This window comes from Pseudomonas citri, assembly GCF_025336485.1.
Lineage (GTDB): Bacteria > Pseudomonadota > Gammaproteobacteria > Pseudomonadales > Pseudomonadaceae > Aquipseudomonas > Aquipseudomonas citri.
The window spans coordinates 128,551-147,684 of the sequence record NZ_JAODAB010000013.1; the positions used below are offsets into that span (position 1 = coordinate 128,551).

Sequence of the window (19,134 nt, forward strand, 5' to 3'; positions counted from 1 at the left end):
AAAGCTCACCTTACGTAATGCAAGCCATGGGCTACCATAAAGGAATGCTGCGCCTGTAAGCACTCAACGAAACCCCGTACAGCTTGAAAACAAGGAATGTGTAATGAGCACGGTTTACCCCATTGAAGATGCTGTTCCGCTGCCACCTGATGACGGCGAGAAAAAATCGGAGAAAAAGGTTTTAACCAAGGACGAAAAAATTGAGAAGGAGAAAAAAGAGCTTCTATCTTCGGTAGCTGCCGCTGACTTTTCTTCCTTGAAGCCTAGAGTTGCATACGTACTAAACCTTTATCCTCACACTCGAAATAGCGACATTTCGCTTTCATTGAAATACTGGGAAATATTCCAACCAGACCTATACAAAGAAAGTGGGATTCAACCGAAAGATCTATTCAAGCTGGAACGGCTTCATTACATAGTTCGTGCCCGCGCTAAAATACAAAACGAGTACGAGCTATTTTTAGCAGACAGTGAAATCAAAAAAAGCCGCAGAAGAAATGAAGAGAAAATGGAAGGTGCAGTCATTGATGACTCCCCCCCCGTCAAGAAGGTGCATATATTCTCAGATGAAACAGGAAAAACGCACAAATTCGTAATTGTCGCATCTGTTTGGGTTCTCAATGGCAGAGCGGTATTCGCCACCAGCAAAGCCATAAGCGAATGGAAAGATAAATCTGTCTGGAAAAATAGAGAAGTTCATTTTACAAAATTTGGTAAAAGCGATTACGAAACCCTGAAATCATACCTTGGAGTGATTGTAGAAAATCGTGAGTATCTAGGATTTAAATACATAGCAGTCGAGCGGGCGAAAACCAATCGTCCGATTGAAGAAACAATTCTCAAGCTGCATGAGCTGATGCTTGCACGTGGTGCTGCTCATGAGCTGGAAAGCGGAAGGATAGATCTACCCAGAGAGATGGAAGTAACTGTGGATGAAGAGCAATCGCTGGATTCCTTTGTTATCTCTGACCTAAGAGACCGTGTAGGGGAAACCTTCAAAAAACGGTATGAGGATAAGCTACGACTGACCTCATTACAGACGGCCTCATCAAAAAATAGTGCTCTGATCCAATTGTCAGATGTGATCGCTGGAGCGATAGGTCGAATTCTTAACCATGACGGAGAACGTAATTTTAAAGACGACATGGCTGACCTCGTTATCCAGATGCTAGATCTAAAAATTGAAGAAGGCGATATTGACGGACTCGATTCAGCGGCGCGGTTCAACGTCTAAGGTTGAACGTTGAAGGATTGATTTCGATACGGCCCGAACTTCCCATACGCATCGAGCCATCATTAGGCCATCCGTGTAGAATGAGCTAAAATAGCCTTTCATGCATGTCCTGGATGTGACTGGGGGCCAACGACCTTCCGTGATGGAATACGAGATGCAGCAAGCAAATTTTCAGGTTGACTCCCGACTGGCAACGTTGCTCAGCCAAGACTACTCAACGACAGAAAAAGCTCTTAAAGAGCTGGTTGATAACGCATGGGATGCAGATGCTGAAGAGGTGGTAATAGAACTGCCTGAGCCATTGACTGATGGCCCTATTGTTGTGAGCGACAATGGCAACGGGATGACGCGTCAGGAGCTTGAGTCTCACTATTTGAAAATCGCGTCTGATCGACGGATGCGGAATGATGGACGCACATCAAAAAAGCGGCGTCCGATCAAAGGTAAGAAAGGGATCGGAAAATTCGCCGGGCTCATGTCCGCTTCGGTGATGTGCCTCACAACAAAGGCTCGTGGCCAGCAGATTTCGTTCACACTCGGCATTCAGGATCTTGAGTCGGCGTCTGATATCGAGCACTTGACGCTGCCGTTGGAGGTGAGCGAGTGCAGCTCCGAAGACCACGGAACCTGCGTGACACTGACGCATCTTCGCCAGGGACTTCGTTACCCAAGTGCTGACCGTCTGCGCCAAGAGCTGATCATGGAGTACGGTCGGCAAAAGGACTTCAAGATCATCATCAATGGCAAACTGCTGGGCATTGATGATCTTGAGGGCGAATTTACAGAGGTGCGGGGTACGTTCCCCAATGCAGGAGATGTGATTCTTCGTTTTGCGATCAGCAAAAAGAAAAGTGGTCTGAGACGCCCCGGCATTAATTTGATGGTGGAAGGAAAGGCGGTCGGCAAGCCTGGCTTTTTTGGGCTGGAAAGCAGTGATGAGATTCCTTCTCGCCTGTTGAGGAAGCTGTATGGCGAGGTCGAGGCTGACGGACTGATCGATTATGTGACAGCTGGTTGGGACTCGGTAATCGAAAACAGTGAGGCCTACTTACAGATCGTCGCCTTCGTACAAGGGAATTTGGTTGAGGCTTTCCGCGCCACGCACGGTATGGAAATGCGGATGGCGCATGCTCGCTTGCAAAAAGCAGTCTCCGGCCGATTGGAAAAACTGCCGCAGCACAAGCGCGAGTTCGCGGATCGAGCAATCAAAAAAGTTTTGAAGAAGTATTACGACGAACCTGCCCACAAGGTACAGGCTCTGGCGTTTGTCGTTCTTGAGGCCGTAGAGCGTACCGAATACCGCTCTATCGTTGAGCATCTCGCTGAAGCAAATCGCGGTGATATCGTGAACCTTGCTAATGCACTGGAGAATTTTGGTCTTGCCGACATGGCCGTTCTAGTCGATCAAGCCAAAGCCAGATTGCAGTTCTTGGACGACCTGGAATGCCTAGTCCGAAATGAAGCCTGCCTTGAGTCGACGGTACACAAAGCTATAGAAGTGAACCTTTGGATATTGGGCGCTGCGTTCACCATCTTCAGCTCCAATATCACTTTGAAACGGCAGATCGAAGAGCTACTGGATCAGAGGTACTCTGGAGCACAAGGCACGACCCGTCCGGACTTATTGCTGAATGAAAGCCTGCTTGGGGAGTTCTTGCTTATCGAGTTTAAGCGTCCTTCCCACCCTCTGAGCTATCTAGACTACCAGCAAGCAACTAGGTATAGGAATGAGCTTTCAGGGTATACCGCTAAACCGATAAAAGTTCTAGTAATAGGAGGTCGGATTGATGGATTCCCGACCCGAGAACTTGAGCCTGGTGTCAGCTGCCTATTGTTTACAGACATTATCTCTACAGCACGTCGACAAATTGAATGGCAGCTTCAACGTGCTCCGAGTTTTCCAGGTGTCGTGTAGCCGTTTATAGTGGGCTTGGGATAGTTTCATAATTTTTAGCTTAGAATTCAGCATCCACGGAACTGCGCTGTTGCCGTTTCCCGGCAACAGCTGTCGCTCCATCGGGTGTCCGCCTGACTTTGGTAACCGTTCGGCCAAGTCACCTACCGAACTCCAGCATTAAGGGCAATGGTGTCCGCGCCCCCCAAGAGCTGGATGCCAATCGAACATCAAGATAGCTGGGGCTTCAAGGTTGCTCTATGTATCCCTCATAATCGACTATATTTTTCATGAGGATGTAATTGCCCGCTTCTGTGACATAAATGGAATAAAACTTTCTATCCAGCAAAGGTTGCGATGTTTTGCTGGCAGACAGCGCAGCCTCAAAAACCTGCCTTTCGCCATCTACGACAGTATTGATACCCAACCGTGTCAGAAAGTGCGGGTACAACAGTTTATTTGAATCACTCAAAATATATCGCAACACTGGCATATAACTCATCGTTCCTTGCCCACTGGGCAACCAGTTCCCTTCACCTCTTCGCGTTATTAGATAAAAAATATTGGCTTCTCTCAACTCTGGCGTTGTGACAATGTCATAAGCGACAAATGTGGCCAGAGCCATTTCAAATTCTTTCTTCGCGACAATGACCTGTCCATAGGCATAACAAAAGGAAAACATGCACAGGACTGGAATGATCAGAAGCAGTCGTAACCCATGCCAAACTCGTCCTAAAAATTCATAATTCAGTAAAAACAAAAGAAACAGGACCACTGAAAAACCCAAGTAATTTCTGGCTTCGAGATGCGGCTCTGCTGCCAGCAACATAGCACCTGGAATGCCGACTATCAGCACGGGAATCACACACAGACAGACTAGAAAAACCAATGCCTTTTCCCGTCGGCGGCCATTCAACTGCAAGACACTTATCATCAACCAAACATACCCAACCCCGGCCACCAACAATAAGACAACAGAAAAATACAAATTACCTGCAGTAACCAGCTCCAGTACCTTATCAATAGAGAAAACAAACTTCCTACTCATACCATCAAGCCATTGCGGATCAGAAAATGTCGAATCCATGCGCCGACTTATCGCCATCTGAAATATCGTTAGATAATACACAACCCCACCAACAGCAAGTTGCAGAACTCGCTGGAAAAATATCCACAAGACATCAAGCGGCGCCTTTTTATTTCTTACACCCCAGACACACTCAACAAAAATCAACCCTACAAACACGGTAATTGTCAATTGATACAAGCTCAATATGACGACCACCAGCATGGCGGATGACAGCCCGCGAAAATAGATGTTCCTGATATCGAGCGTCACCGCAGAAATCGCAGCCGCCAGAGCTAGCATCATTCCCGGCCCATCATACTGGTAAGTAATATTACCCAGGAAAAAAGGATTACAAAGCATAGGAAGGACCACCAGGCATGCGGCCAGTCCTGGCTGAGGAAAATACCACCACGTCAACCGGCACATCGCCAGGGCCACTGCAAGGGTGGCAATCAACAAGGGAAGAGGAAATATATTGATAGTTGCATTATTAAAAGCCAGAAACTTAGTAAGCCCTTCAAGTAACAACCTGCCATGGGTTCTCCAACTCTCATCCGCCAACAGCAACGACCGCCAATTATCATCCACGTAGGCATAATCGGCGTGAACAAATGGAAAAATATAAACGAGCGAAGTGCAAATAAAAAACACCAGCACTTCTCGCTTCCCCAATATTTTTTCACTCCACATCAGCCGTCACCTCAGCGCTATATAAACTGAATTAACAAACACCCTCTCGACGACATATTCTTTGGTTGCCCCCGACCGTGCAGGCGCTTCAGCCCACTTAATCCAGGCTCTGCTGGAAAAGTCTTGAGACGAAGGTCAGGCAAAGCTGTTTTCAACGCAGCATGAACGAGTATCAAGGCTTTTCAGACAGAGCCTAGGGCGCTGTCATTGTGCGGTCTACTGTAGGAGTTGACAGGTAGGGCCCCACAGAACCGTCATTGGCGAAAAAAAACCCCGATCGGCTGACCAGGGTTTTCTTTTACATCACCGGCAACTTACGAAGCCGAACGCACCGCCCCCTGCACATACCCGGTCGGTTGCAATTTGAAGACGTAGAACAACACCGTCAGCAACACCAGGAACGCCGGCCCCACGTACAGCGCCACCCGCGTATCCGGGAAGTACGCCATCAGGCCCACCACCAGCACCAGGAACGCCAGCGCCAGGTATGAGCTGACCGGGTACAGCCACAGGCGGAATTTCAGGGCCGCGCGTTCCGACGAGCTCAAGCCTTTACGGAATTTGAGCTGGGCCAGCAGGATCATCACCCAGGTCCAGATCGCGCCGAAGGTGGCGATGGACGTCACCCAGACGAACACTTTTTCCGGCACCAGGTAGTTGAGCAGCACGCCCAGCAGCAGCGCGCCAATGGACAGCAGCAACGCGCGGCGCGGTACACCGCTGGCCGAGGTCTTGGCGAAACTGGCCGGGGCCTGGCCGTTCTGCGCCAGGCTATAGAGCATCCGCCCGGTGCTGAAGATACCGCCGTTGCAGGACGACAGCGCGGCCGTGATCACCACGAAGTTGATGATGCCGGCAGCGGTCTTGATACCCAGGCGTTCGAAAGTCATCACGAACGGGCTGCCCTGGGTGCCGATCTCGTTCCAGGGGTAGATCGACAGGATCACGAACAACGCGCCGACGTAGAACAGCAGGATCCGCCAGAACACCGAGCCGATGGCGTCGGGGATGGTTTTTTGCGGGTTTTTCGCTTCACCGGCGGTCAGGCCGATCATCTCCACGCCCAGGTAGGCGAACATCACCATTTGCAGGGACATCAGCACACCCTGCACGCCGTTGGGCATGAAGCCGTCGTGGCTCCAGAGATTGGAAATACCCAGGGCCACGCCCCCGTTGCCGAACCCGAAGGCGATGATGCCGACGCCGCCGATGACCATCGCAATGATGGTCACGATCTTGATCAGGGCGAACCAGAACTCGAACTCGCCGAAGGCCTTGACCGCAATCAGGTTGATCGAGCCCATGCTCAGCAATGCCGCCAGAGCCCAGATCCAGCGCGGTACATCGGGAAACCAGATGCCCATGTACACCGCCACCGCCGTGATCTCCGCCACGCAGGTCACCAGCCACAGGAACCAGTAGTTCCAACCGGTGAGGAAACCGGCCAAGGGGCCGAGGTAGTCCTGGGCATAACGGCTGAACGAACCGGCCACGGGATTGTGCACGGCCATCTCGCCCAGGGCGCGCATGATCACCAGAATCGCCAGGCCGCCAATGATGTAGGACAGCATGATCGCCGGGCCGGCCATCTCGATGGCCTTGGCCGAACCGAGGAACAGCCCGACACCGATACAGGCGCCAAGCGCCATCAGGCGGATATGTCGCTCGCCGAGTTCACGTTTGAGCGGACCACCCTGCGCGGTCTCGCCATGGGGCAGATGATTGCCGACAGCCATAGGGATACAACCTCGTCTTGTTATTGGATTGACCACCGAGTGTCCAAGACCGCAGGCCGATAAGCCTGTCGCCTTGCCGAAACCGGGTCTGCTTCATGGACAGACCGTCCTTTGGGACACCCGCCCCAGGATCGGTGGGCCGTGCAGTATAAAAAGCCAGGGGTAGAGGGATTCACTGTAAAACCAGGGAAATTCAGGCGTAAGCCTCAGCACGAACGGGTTCTGTGGGAGGCTTTGTCCAGGATCACAGACGTTCGCGAGTATTGCACAGCGAGGGTGCAGCGTCATGCTTGTGAGCAGCGTCAAGGGCTCTAGCACAAGCTTTACAACCAACGCCGCCCCTGTGTGGCGAGGGTCAAAGGGCCAGTGCAACAGACGCCAAGCATCAAGCCGGCAAATGTCCAGCACAGGTCGTCAATGACATTGCTCAATGTCGGTTATCAAACACAATTTGGGCACGACATCAGGATTGGCCTGCGGCTTTTTCATGAAGATATAACCGCTGTCGTGAATGACATAGAGGTCATAGAACAAAGTGGAAACGACAGGCGGATAGTCGCCTCGTCGGAGCGCAGCGATCATCCCCGGGTCCTTGGCAAGGTACACATTGGTAATTCCTGCCCGCGGCAAGGCTTCCGGCAACAAAACATAACCCACGCCAACTATTTGCTTCAGGGTAGGCATCGCCGCGAACGCGCCGCTGGCTGCGGGGAGCCAATCGGCGGTTGGTTCGGGGATCATGTAAATGCTGTTCTGGTCGCGCAATGATGAATGGGTTATGTCATATGCCAACGACGCCAGCACGGCGCTCTCCTGTTCTTTTTGTAATGCCAGAACCCGGCCATGCCCGAAAGAAAATGACAACATCGCCAATAAAGGAACCAACAAAACGACACCTAAGCGAGCGTGAAGGCGGGTCAGCATCTGAAAGCTGAAAAAGAACATCAGCAACAACAAAGCCGAAAGAGCGGCAAGCGTCCTGGTGCCTTTGTTGAAATAGGCGAAGAATACCGTGATGCCTGGGATACACATCAACAGCACCGGGGCTGCCAATAAATAGGCGGTGACCAAGACTGTTTTTCGCCAAAGGTTCTCCGGACGGCGAAGCAGATTGAAACCTGCCCACGCATACCCGATCACAACCAATACTGTACCGCACCAGACAAGCGGTCGAACGCCTTCCGCCCCCCATCCGCTTAACATCCGGCCGACCTGGAACACCCTCTCCCTGATCTCCAACAGACTATTTATCTCCAACGCCAGCATCGGCTGACGAAGGCCGGACATCCATTGATAAGTGGTCGCGTAATACACCAGTACGGCTATCGCGATGGCCATCGACTTTCGTCCGATGAAGGCGAGAATCACCTCCGGGGTTTGCCCCTCCCAAACCCGCCGAATAACTTCAACGCAGCACAGCGCAATGAAAAACCCGATAAGCAATTGGTAAAACGAAAGGGCCAAGGCTATTAACAACGCCGCCCCCCCTATGTCTGACCAGAGCCTTCGACGCTGCCAGATAACGGCGTAAATGAGCGCCACCAGCCCCAACGTCATGGTCGGGCCGTCGTAGCGATAGGAGAGGTTTTGTAGAAAAGCGGGGTTGTACCAGATGGGCAGGACCACCAGACAGTGGGCAAAGCCCGGACGCTCGAAATAAAAAAATGTCAGGTCCCTCAATGCCAGCGAGAGAGTCGCCGTGGCGATGAACAATGGCAACGGAAACATATCCGGTGCCTTTGAGCTGAAAGAAACGATGTTGTAGAAAAAACCGATCGCCGCCCGGCCCTCTTCGCGCCATCCCCCTCCCCCTATCAACACACGCCAATTATCATCGTTGTAAAAATAATCGGCCTGTATCAGGGGAAAGACATACAGAAAGTTGGCCACCAGGAAAAACAACAGCACCTCGTTTCGCGTCAATGCCTGTGCATAGCGCAATGGCGTCATGGCTGACCTCGCGTCTGGAGTTTTCCTCCCTGAATCATTTCCTTTATGACGTATCTGGGCCGGTGCTTGGTTTCCAGATAGATCCGTCCGATGTACTCACCCAAGACTCCGATACCGATCAACTGCACCCCGCCCAGAAACAGAATCGCGGTCATCAGCGAAGGGTAGCCAGGCACCTCATTCCCAAGGAACAGTTTGTCCAGGACCATGTACGCGGCGTACACCAACGAAACCAACGAAATGCAACTGCCCACGTAAGTCCACAACCGCAACGGCACCGTGCTGAACGAAGTGATCCCCTCAAGCGCCAGGTTCCACAACTTCCAGCCATTGAACTTGCTCTTGCCAGAAGCGCGACTGGGGCGGTCGTATTCGATGACAACGGTGTTGAAGCCGGCCCATGACAACACGCCCTTCATGAAAAGCTGGTATTCGGGAAGGGTCTTGATCACCTCTACCACCTTGCGATCCATCAGGCGGAAATCCCCGACATTCCGTTCAATGTGTGGGTAGGCAATGTGATTGAGTACGCCATAGAACAATGCCGCGCCCCGGCGCTTGAAATAGCCGTCGGATGAGCGATCGCGACGCTTGGCCAGCACCACTTCGGCGCCCTTCTCCCATTCGGCGATCAGCCGTGGAACGACCTCGATGGGGTCTTGCAAGTCCACGTCCATGGGGATCACCACATCGCCGCTGGCGTGCTCGAGCCCCGCAAACAGGGCCGGCTCCTTGCCAAAGTTGCGGGAGAAGTTGATCAACAGCACCCGGCTGTCCATGAGTGCTATATCACGGGCAATGGCAGCGGTACGGTCGCCGCTGCCATCGTTGATAAACACGATCTCGACGACATGCTCTTGCAACGCCGGATACTGACGGACACTTTCGTAAAACAGGTTGATGGCCTGTTCTTCATTGAATACCGGAACGATCAGCGAAACGTTCATTGGCGATGTCCACGAAACACCACAAAGCGGGACAACAGAAAACCGATCACCAGGCTCAACAGCGAGAATACCGCCACAGTCAGCAGACCATGGATATTCCAGAGATCGCCCAGGTAACCCACGATGAGACTGAGGGTCCCCATGACACATAAGAAAAAAACATAGCCCAACGCAGAGGTTTTAGCCTCGAAGGTATAGAGCGCATTCACATAAAAAGAGAATGAGGCCGCCACGCAAAAGGCAACGAAATTACTCATCGCTTGATTGAAGCCGAACGCCACCCTCAGCACGAAAAATATCTGCCAATGGATCAGCGTATTGGCCAGCCCAATCAGCGAATAACTGAAAAAACCTTTCCATAACGCTTTCATGGATACCCTCGACTGTGCCGGAGCTTCAGCCGACTCAATCTAAGGTCCTGTCGGTGTGCGGTCTACTGTAGGAGTTAACAGGTTCGACCCCGCAGACACGTGATTGACGCACGTAAAAAAGTCCCGCTCATCCGACCGGGGCCCTGTTTGCCATCCCTTGACTTACGAAGCCGAATGGCACCAGACCCTGCACATCTGAGGTGGGTAGTTCAGAGTTTGGGGCTCGAAATAGGCCTCCCCACAAATTCCCCTCCCCCCCGCCAACCACCGTCTAAGCTTCAAGCAAGTCCGATCAATCTGCGTGAATGGATCAGTCGACTATGGGCGCTTTGTGGCAAACCGATTCGAATGAACCTGTGGTCCCGGCTGAACGTATGGAAGAAGCGCCTTCACCTCAAAAAAAACCTCGCGCCCGGCATGGTTGGCGGGCGTTCTGGTTGTTGCTGCTGATTATCATCGTGGTAGTCGGGCTGGCGGTGGCCAAGGAAATGCGCACGTCCCGGTTCCAGGCCCGGGAGATCAGCCATTACGCCACTTCCCTGAGTTATTCGGTGCAACCAGGGCCCAGCGATGCCATCGTCTATCCGGGCGCCGGCCCGTTCGACCGGCGCCTGGGCTACAGCGCCCTGGGGGAGTTCCTGCCGCGGTTGCTCAAGCGTGACTACGTGATCCAGTCCCAGGCGCACTTCTCCCCCGCCTTGATGAAGTACGTCGAGAAAGGCCTGTTCGTGCCCTACCCCGAGAAGATCCAGGCCGGGCTGACCATCACCGATTGCCGCGCCGCGCCGCTGTACCAGTTCAAGTACCCGCAACAGTTGTATGCCAGTTTTGAAGCGATCCCACCGGTGGTGGTGCAAAGCCTGCTGTTTATCGAGAACCGTTTTTTGCTCGACCCCAAGCAACCCTTGGCCAACCCGGCGGTGGACTGGCCGCGCTTTGGCATGGCGGCGTGGTCGCAGGTGGCCAAGCTGTTGAGCCTGCCGGGGCAATCCGCCGGTGGCAGTACCCTGGCGACGCAGTTGGAAAAATACCGTCACTCTCCCGAAGGCCTCACCGTGTCGGGCGGGGAGAAGATCCGCCAGATGATTTCCGCCAGCGTGCGCGCCTACCAGTCCGGCCCGCAGACGCTCGAAGCGCGGCAGCGGATCATCCGTGACTACCTCAACAGCGTGCCGCTTTCCGCCGTGCCGGGGCACGGTGAAGTGCATGGCATGGCCGAAGGCTTGCGGGTCTGGTACGGCGCCGACTTCAAACGGGCCAACGAGCGGCTGTTCAGCGATGCCAGCGACCCGCAGAGCCTGACGGAAAAAGGCCTGGCCCTGCGGGAAATGCTGTCGTTGATGATCGCCCAGCGGCGGCCGTCCCACTACCTGTCCAAGGGTCACGACGAACTGGCGAGCCTGACCGACAGCCACCTCCGGCTGCTGGCCCAGAACGGCGTGATCGACGCGCCACTGGCCGCGGCCGCCCTGGCCAGCAAGGTCAGTTACCGCGATTGGGTGCAGGAACCAACGATCCAGCCCAACGAAACCAACAAAGGCATCAGCGCCGCCCGCAGTCGTCTCGCCACGTTGCTCAACCGTCCGCTCTATGACCTCGATCGCCTGGACCTCTCCGCCACCAGCACCTTGCAAAGTGATTTGCAGGCCCAGGCCACCGAGTACCTCAAGCGCCTGGCCGACCCGGCGTTCGCCACCGAGATCGGCCTGATGGGCGAACGCCTGCTGACCCCCACCAGCACCACCCAGGTGCGCTACAGCTTCACCCTGCTGGAACTGACGCCGGACGGTTCGCGCGTGCGCGTGCAGACCGACAGCACCGACCAGCCTTTCGACATCAACGAAGGCAGCAAGCTGGAACTGGGCTCGACCGCCAAGCTGCGGGTGCTCACCACCTATTTGCAGATCATCGCCGAACTGCATGCGCGCTACGCCGCAGAAACTCCCGCGGCGCTGAAAAAAACCGAGATCGCCGAGCAGGACCGCATCTCCCGCTGGGCCGTCGACTACCTGATCCAGAACACCGACCGCAGCCTGCCGAAGATGCTCGAGGCAGCGCTGGACCGCACCTATTCGGCCAGCCCGGGCGAGGCCTTTTTCACCGGCGGCGGATTGCACACCTTCCATAACTTCCGCAACGAGGACAACGGCCGCAACCCCACCCTGCGCGACGCGCTGCGCGAATCGATCAACCTGCCCTTCATCCGCCTGATGCGCGACCTGGTGCGCTACGCCACCTACGCCGGTCCCAACAACAGCTCCGAACTGCTCAAGGACGACCAGGACCCGCGCCGCCAGGAATACCTGGCCCAGTTCGCCGACCGCGAAGGCACCTCGTTCCTGCTCAGGTTCTGGAAGAAGTACCAGAAAAAAGACACCGGCCAACGCCTGGAAACCTTCCTCGACGGCATGCGCCCCACGGCGATCCGCCTGGCGGCGGTGCACCGCTACTTCTTTCCCGGCGACAGCCAGGAAAGCTTCAACCTGTTCGTGCGCTCGCACCTCAAGTCGGTCAAAAACCCCGAGAAACTCACCGACGAACGCCTGGAGCGGCTCTACCAGAGCTACGGCCCCGGCGCCTACGACCTGCCGGACCAGGGCTTCATCGCCAAGGTCCACCCGCTGGACCTGTGGTTGATGGGCTACCTGCTGAACAACCCCGACGCCAAGTTCAGCCAGATCGTCAAGGCCAGCCAGTTCGAGCGCCAGGAAGTCTACAGCTGGCTGTTCAAGAGCAAGCACAAGAGCGCCCGCGACAGTCGCATCCGGACCATGCTGGAGATCGAAGCGTTCCTGGACATTCACCAGCGCTGGCAGAAAGTCGGCTACCCGTTCGACCACCTGGTGCCGTCGCTCGCCACCGCCATCGGCAGCTCCGGCGACCGCCCCGCCGCGCTGGCGGAGTTGGTGGGCACCATCCTCAACGACGGCATCCGCCAACCGGCGCTGCGCGTCGACAGCCTGGACTTTGCCGTCGGCACACCCTACGAAACGCGCCTGCTCAACGATCCGGACAAAGGCAAGCGGGTGATGCCGGTTGAAGTGGCCCAGGCCCTGCGCGGGGCGCTGTCACAAGTCGTCGATGCCGGTACCGCGAAACGCGTGGCCGGCAGTTTCAAACTGGCGGACGGCACGCCGCTGGCCATGGGCGGCAAGACCGGTACCGGTGACAACCGCATCGAAGCCATCGGTGCCGGTGGACGGGTGATCAGTTCCAAGGCGATCAACCGCACCGCCACCTTTGTGTTCTACATCGGCGACAGCCATTTCGGCACCCTCACCGCTTTTGTCCCGGGGGCTTCGGCACAGAACTTCAAGTTCACCTCGGCCTTGCCGGTGCAGGTGCTCAAGGGCATGGCGCCGATTCTCTCGCCGTACTTGCAACCGGGCAGTCAGACCCAGTGCAAGCCTTTGGTGGCGCGGCAATGAGTGACAGCAGTGCTTGGCGGCAACTCCGTGGCCGTTCTACAGGGATGCCACCCGAGGAACGGCGTCGAACATCACGGTGAAATGCCCGGTGTACATACCTGCCGACAGGTTGGAAGAGACCGGCCAGGGCACGAAGATGACCATCTCGGCCTGCATACCTGGCGTGGACGTTACGTCATCCACTACTTCCCGCGGGATACTGTCCAGGAGAGCATTATTGAAAGTGGTGAGGAGCGGGATCGTATGCCGCCCGTTGTATAGCCATCGAGCCCCCTCGATGTACGCATGAACCGAACCTTCAGTGTGCTTCACATCGAAGGTCTGGCGCACTGGAGTCAATCTTCGGTCCACAGGGTTGAAGTGCATCACCTCATTCTTGCCGAACTCCGGATTACGTGGTTGCACGTAAAAGTTCTTGTTCGGAATATTCGCCGTGATATGGATGGGGGTGAGAGCATCCTCGGCCGCCGACACCCATGAAGGATTCAAAACAGCTACACCCAAGGCTGTAACGGACACTATTTTTTTAAACATGTTTGATCTTCTTATAAGTAATGAAACGAAATACACCCCCGTGGCGAGGGAGCTTGCTCCCTCGCCACGGGATCTTCGTAGCCCTTCTACAGGGCTGACGAGCGGGGCACAGCGTCGAAAATCACGGTGAAGTCAGCGTTATACATACCGGGAGAGAGTGGGCGTGTAGGCGAGTTCGCAACCATGACGAGCATCTCCGCCTGGGTGCCCGGTGTGGACGTGGCATCGTCCACGACTTCCTGAGGTAGGTTGTCCAGAGGCACACCGTTGAATACCGCCCTCAGGCTTACATGATCCACCCCGTTGCTCAGATAGATGGCACCTGTGCTGTTACCATTCTCAATATAGGCGTGGACGGAACCGTCGGTGTTCTTCACATCATATATGTGGCGCAAAGGCGTAAATCTGTAGGTCATGGGGTTGTAGTACATGTATTCATCCTTGCCGAACTCCGGATTACGTGGCTGCACGTAAAAGTTCTTGTCCGGAATATTCGCCGTGATATGGATGGGGGTCAGAGCATCCTCGGCCGCCGACACCCACGAAGGATTCAAAACAGCTACACCCAAGGCTGTAACGGATATTATTTTTTTAAACATGCTTGATCTTCTTATAAGTAATTAAACGAAATACAACCCCGTGGCCGATCTACAGGGATGCCACCCGAGGGACCGCGTCGAAGATCACTGTGAAATGCCCGGTGTACAAACCGTTGTGTTCGATGGGAACCACTGGGAACGCCGTAAAAATGCGCAACTCCGCCGTCGTACCTGGAGTGGATGTTGCGTCATCCACCACTTCTTGCGGCCAACTGCGCAGATAAACATTGTTGAACACGACCTCAAGGGTTATCGCGTCACGACCGTTGTCCAGCTGGCGTCGCCCCTCGATGTAGGCATGGACCGAACCGTCGGTATTCTTCACATCGAAGATCTGGCGCACCGGGGACAACGTTCTATCCACAGTATTGAAATGCATGACCTCATCCTTACCGAACTCCGGATCACGTGGCTGCACGTAAAAGTTCTTGTTCGGAATATTCGCCGTGATATGGATGGGGGTAAGAGCATCCTCGGCCGCCGACACCCACGAAGGATTCAAAACAGCTACACCCAAGGCTGTAACGGACACTATTTTTTTAAACATACTTGATCTTCTTATAAGTAATGAAACGAAATACAACCCCGTGGCGAGGGAGCTTGCTCCCGCTGGGGGGCGAAGCCGCCCTCGCTTTTCAACTGCTGGACTCTTAAGCCAGGCTCCGTTGCGTCTGCTGCGCAGCCGAGCGGGAGCAAGCTCCCTCGCCACAGACGGCCGGCCGTCACGGCGCAACAGCGTCGAACACCATGTGCACCGTGCCGTAGTAGGCCCCCGACCTGTATCCATCACCGGGCTTGATCGCAGCGATTTCCAGCGGCACCTGGCGCCCGGGCCTGGCCTCGATGGCGGACACGACCTGGTTCGAGTCCTGGGTCAGTTCGATGTCGTTGAACGTCACCTTCAAGTCGATGCGCTCACGGCCATTGGACAAATAAGCCTCCTCAGCCAGGCGCGCACCGATGGCACCGTTGGTGTTCTTCACCTCATAGGTCGCCCGCAGCGGGCGGAGGTCGCTGGTGATGGAGTTGAACGACAAGCGCTGCTCAACCTGCACCAATTGCGGGTCGAGGGGCAGTACATAAAAATCGATCGTCGGGATGGTCACGTGAAGTTCGAACGTTTCCCGCTCGACCGCCCCCCAGGCCGCAACCCAGGGCAACATCAGGGCGGTCATCGCGAGAGGGCATAGCAGTGTCTTGGACATATTGATTACCTGTGGCGTCTGCGACGGTTCGGCGACGGCAACCGTCAACCCTTGATCTCGACGGCTTTGCTCTTGCCGCCCTCGATCAGCGTGAAGCGGTACTCACGCCCCGCCTCCTTGTCGAACGAAAACGTGCGCCCGGCCATGACGTGGTGCTTGGTCGTCGGTTGACAGTCGCTTTCCTTCTTCGCGTCGCAATCCTTGAACTCATCGATCACCACGACGCTGTTGCCGTTGTTGCGCATCAGGTAGCGATTGGCGCTGTCATCGATCACCGTCTCGAAACGGGTGTTCTTCGGCCGCACGAAAAACACCGTGCCGTAGCCCGCCAGGACCTTGACCCCCGCCGCCACGCGTTCCTTCTTGTACTCTTCGCGCTCTTCTGCGCTGATGGCGAATTCATCTTCGGCTTCGGGCACTACCGGCACGAAACGCACCCGGAAGTAACGCTCTTTGTCGCGGTTACCCATGAACAGCAACCGGGTACCCTGCATGCCGTTGGCCGGCACAATCAGGCGCGCCGGGCTGGCCATCAGGCCGTCCTTGGAGGTGCCATTGGCCTGGGTCTCCAGGGGCAGTTCCTGGTAGCTGCCGTCTTCGTTGTAAACAATCTCCAGGATGTTGACTTTGACGAACGCCGTGGAGGTTCCTCCGTTGAACACTCGCTTCATGTAAGTGCTTTTGTCGCCATCGAGATAGTCGTAGACCACCCCGACACCAATCTGCGGTCCGGCCTGGGCCATGTTGCAAAACAGAAGAAAACCAACCCATGCCAATAGATGTTTCATCACTTCTTAACCTCATGTATTAAACGCAACTTGCTGGACACTGCCGCACGGCACGCCCGTCAAACCTCTGAATCCCAGATCACCGTGACGCTGCCGGTGTAAGTGTCGGGCGTGCGGTCAAGCATCGCGGCGACACTGCTGCTGCGGATCTGGAAATGCAGGGTTGCGGGCTTGCGATCGATGTACCTGAGCGGCAGAAATCGAACAGGATTGGAAAAGCTTCCAACCGGCACCGTTTGGCGGTTGACCGGTTGACCGTTGGTATTGGTCAAGCCGTCGGGCAGCGTTACGTAGACGTCCACCGGGTAGTAAATGGCGGACTCAGGTGCCGTGACACCGCATTCGGTGCCGGCCATGTACCGGCATTCGAGCCTCATCGTGAACGGGCTCGACGTCGAGATATGGAACTGATGGTCGCGAAACAGCACGGTCGGTTTGCTGCCGTTGCTCAACCAGGCTTTCCAGCCCTCTCGCGGTTCCAGTTCCACCCGATTGCCTCCCGGTGGAATTTCCACCTTGAGGACGTGTTCGACATCCAAGGTGAAATTGAGCGTGAGGGCCGCATCGTTGGGGGCCACGACGTCGCCGAAGTCAAAGTCCTGACCGGGCCCGAGGCCGAACGTCAGCGAGCCTCGGTATTGGCCGCCCGCCATTCTCAAGGGATTAGGCGTGCGCAGTTCGTAGGCAAAGCTCAAGTCCTGATACTGGAGCTGAGAAATCGGATAGCGGGCTGGTTTGGCACAAGCTTCTTGCGCCGGCGTGCGCCAGAAGAACCATGCGTGGGAAATACTGGCCCCCTGCCTTACACAGGGCGCCGGGGCTTGCCACCAGGTCGAGCCGAAGATCATGTTGTAAGCGGTTTCGTCATTCACGCCACCACCGACAATGTCCACAGGGTTGGGCGTGAGCGCGAGGGCCCCGCCTATTCCGGCGACACGCAGTTCAAGGGTTTCGGTGTGACCTGTTCCTGCATGGGTTACCTGCACCGTACGCCAGTTGGCCGGCACTTTAAGCATCGCGCCTTGCCGGGCGTCTTCATGATTGGCCTGGATCGGCCCCCCTGAAACGCTCGTGCCCAATCTCAGGCTGAACATCCCCGCCGACTGGCACAGCGCAGCAAATTGCTCGCAATAGCCGCTGTTACGCGTGGTGTTGACGAACTTGTTTTCTTGGGGCTTTGCGCTATCGGCTTTGAATTGCGCCGTAATGTCCAGCGTGGCGGCATCGACAGCCGGCAAGCAGGCCAACCCAGCCGCGACCACCGTACCGCGAGCCAATTTCCTCGAAAGTTTCATCTATGCAACCTCCTGTAGCAGAGCGAATCGTGGCGCAGAAAAACAGCCGCTGACCGAACTCTAGGTTCAGACTTCCGAATCCCAGATCACCGTGACGTTGCCGCTATAAGCCTTGGCGCCCGTGTCCAGCATCGCTTCGACATGGGGCCGGGCCACTTCGAAGTGCAGCATTCCCGGCCGCCGATCGAGGTAAAAACCCGGTTGGAACAACTCGGTGCCGCTGCCATCACGCAGCAAGGGGCGACGGCTGACCGGTTGTCCGGCGGCGTCGGTCAAGCCATCGGGCAGGCTCACGGCAACATTCACCGGCACGGCATGGCCGGTGTCGGTTTCCGCGACCGCGCAGGTGTTGCCGCTGACGTACTGGCATTCGAGGGCCATCTTGAAACGTGAGGAGGCCGAGATATGGAAGCGCTGGTCACGGAACAACCGTGTCGGCTTACGGCCGCTGTTGAGCCAGGCCTGCCAGCCTTCCTGGGGCACCAAGTCGACCCGGTTGCCGCCGGGAGGGACTTCGATTTTGAGGGTGTGTTGGACTTCAAGATTGAAATTGAGCGTGATCGTCGAATCGTTCGGGATCATGACATCGCCCATGTCGAAGTCCTGTCCCGGACCGACGCTGTAGCTTAATAAACCGGCGTAGCGGCCAGATGACATCTTCAAAGGATTGGGCGTACGAAGTTCGTAGGCGAAATCCAGATAGTTGTACTTCAAGTCCGGTATTCGGTACCTGGCCAATTTAGAGCAGGCGCTTTCTTGCGGAGTTTTCCAGAAAAATTGAAACGCGAACGTGGATAAATACCCAACACCGCTGTAGCGGCACGGCGCAGGGGCATACACCCATGCGCTGCCCCATAGCATTGAATGAGCCGTACTCAGGCTCACGCCTCCTCCCACCAGTGTTACGGGGCTGACATTCAGCTGATATTGAGAACCAATGCCAGACACCCGCACTTCAACTACTTCACTTTCGCCAGTACTTGAGTTGGTTACAGTTACCGGACGCCAATTGGCGGGCACCTTGAACGTGGCTCCCTGCCGAGAATCGCCGTGATTGGCCTCGATCGCCCCGGACGATTGGAAAGTAACGGGCATCCGGATACTGAACATGTCCGTAAGTTCGCACTCTCTTGGGAACTGGGCGCAATACCCACTCACCGGCGTGGTGTTAGTGAACTTGTTCTCCGTAGGTTTCGCCGGATCAGGCCGAAAACGCGCACTGATATCCTGGGTCAATGCACTGGCCGTTGTTGGCCCAGCAACGAGCGACGCAAACAACAACACCGAAACCACGCTGCGCACGGCTACCGATAAGGGTTTCATCTATACAACCTCATACATCAAAGCGAATCCCTGCAAATTGGAGAAAGAACCTTCATGCGGGGCGCGCACCT

Annotated in this window: 15 protein-coding genes; 3 read left to right on the forward strand and 12 right to left on the reverse strand. The window is 55.5% G+C overall.

Features of this window, described 5'->3' with window-relative positions; genetic code table 11:
- Nucleotides 1-103 precede the first annotated feature (103 nt).
- Entirely contained in the window at nucleotides 104-1,234 is a 1,131-nt protein-coding gene (locus N4Q37_RS16165) for a DUF3800 domain-containing protein (protein WP_260959261.1), read from the forward strand.
- 142 nt (nucleotides 1,235-1,376) lie between these two features.
- Nucleotides 1,377-3,149: an ATP-binding protein gene (locus tag N4Q37_RS16170; RefSeq protein WP_260959263.1), complete on the forward strand. Its 1,773-nt coding sequence runs from the start codon at nucleotides 1,377-1,379 to the stop codon at nucleotides 3,147-3,149.
- Nucleotides 3,150-3,375: 226 nt separating this feature from the next.
- On the opposite strand, the gene N4Q37_RS16175 is transcribed toward N4Q37_RS16170, so the two are convergent.
- The 5 genes from N4Q37_RS16175 to N4Q37_RS16195 form a co-directional block, all read right to left on the reverse strand.
- Nucleotides 3,376-4,887 carry a glucosyltransferase domain-containing protein gene (locus tag N4Q37_RS16175; protein ID WP_260959265.1) on the reverse strand — a complete coding sequence of 504 codons (1,512 nt, stop codon included), beginning with the start codon at nucleotides 4,885-4,887 and terminating at the stop codon, nucleotides 3,376-3,378.
- A 314-nt stretch (nucleotides 4,888-5,201) separates the two neighbouring features.
- Nucleotides 5,202-6,623 (reverse strand): amino acid permease, encoded by a 1,422-nt coding sequence (locus tag N4Q37_RS16180; RefSeq protein ID WP_260959267.1) that lies wholly within the window; start codon nucleotides 6,621-6,623, stop codon nucleotides 5,202-5,204.
- A 414-nt stretch (nucleotides 6,624-7,037) separates the two neighbouring features.
- Nucleotides 7,038-8,573, reverse strand: a complete 1,536-nt coding sequence (locus N4Q37_RS16185) for a glucosyltransferase domain-containing protein (protein WP_260959269.1) — start codon at nucleotides 8,571-8,573, stop codon at nucleotides 7,038-7,040.
- A complete protein-coding gene (locus tag N4Q37_RS16190; protein ID WP_260959271.1) occupies nucleotides 8,570-9,520 on the reverse strand; it encodes a glycosyltransferase family 2 protein in 951 nt (316 codons plus the stop codon). Before N4Q37_RS16190 ends, N4Q37_RS16185 begins: the two co-directional genes overlap by 4 nt.
- Nucleotides 9,517-9,891, reverse strand: a complete 375-nt coding sequence (locus N4Q37_RS16195) for a GtrA family protein (protein ID WP_260959273.1) — start codon at nucleotides 9,889-9,891, stop codon at nucleotides 9,517-9,519. The genes N4Q37_RS16190 and N4Q37_RS16195 overlap by 4 nt, the downstream gene beginning before the upstream one ends.
- Nucleotides 9,892-10,211: 320 nt before the next feature.
- Between N4Q37_RS16195 and N4Q37_RS16200 the strand changes: the two genes are divergently transcribed.
- Complete coding sequence (locus N4Q37_RS16200) at nucleotides 10,212-13,319, forward strand: transglycosylase domain-containing protein (protein ID WP_260959275.1); 3,108 nt, start codon at nucleotides 10,212-10,214, stop codon at nucleotides 13,317-13,319.
- 36 nt (nucleotides 13,320-13,355) lie between these two features.
- Here N4Q37_RS16200 and N4Q37_RS16205 read toward each other — a convergent pair whose 3' ends face one another.
- The 7 genes from N4Q37_RS16205 to N4Q37_RS16235 all read right to left on the reverse strand — a co-directional run bounded on the left by N4Q37_RS16205 (nucleotide 13,356) and on the right by N4Q37_RS16235 (nucleotide 19,063).
- Nucleotides 13,356-13,853 (reverse strand): adhesin, encoded by a 498-nt coding sequence (locus N4Q37_RS16205; protein WP_260959277.1) that lies wholly within the window; start codon nucleotides 13,851-13,853, stop codon nucleotides 13,356-13,358.
- Between the two features lie 86 nt (nucleotides 13,854-13,939).
- Nucleotides 13,940-14,452 (reverse strand): adhesin, encoded by a 513-nt coding sequence (locus tag N4Q37_RS16210; RefSeq protein WP_260959279.1) that lies wholly within the window; start codon nucleotides 14,450-14,452, stop codon nucleotides 13,940-13,942.
- A gap of 49 nt (nucleotides 14,453-14,501) precedes the next feature.
- Complete coding sequence (locus N4Q37_RS16215) at nucleotides 14,502-14,831, reverse strand: hypothetical protein (RefSeq protein ID WP_260959280.1); 330 nt, start codon at nucleotides 14,829-14,831, stop codon at nucleotides 14,502-14,504.
- Nucleotides 14,832-15,174: 343 nt separating this feature from the next.
- Nucleotides 15,175-15,657, reverse strand: a complete 483-nt coding sequence (locus N4Q37_RS16220; protein WP_260959281.1) for a fimbrial protein — start codon at nucleotides 15,655-15,657, stop codon at nucleotides 15,175-15,177.
- A gap of 44 nt (nucleotides 15,658-15,701) precedes the next feature.
- Entirely contained in the window at nucleotides 15,702-16,445 is a 744-nt protein-coding gene (locus tag N4Q37_RS16225) for a molecular chaperone (RefSeq protein ID WP_260959282.1), read from the reverse strand.
- A gap of 59 nt (nucleotides 16,446-16,504) precedes the next feature.
- Entirely contained in the window at nucleotides 16,505-17,683 is a 1,179-nt protein-coding gene (locus N4Q37_RS16230) for a hypothetical protein (protein WP_260959283.1), read from the reverse strand.
- Nucleotides 17,684-17,806: 123 nt separating this feature from the next.
- Nucleotides 17,807-19,063 carry a hypothetical protein gene (locus tag N4Q37_RS16235; RefSeq protein WP_260959284.1) on the reverse strand — a complete coding sequence of 419 codons (1,257 nt, stop codon included), beginning with the start codon at nucleotides 19,061-19,063 and terminating at the stop codon, nucleotides 17,807-17,809.
- Nucleotides 19,064-19,134: the final 71 nt, after the last annotated feature.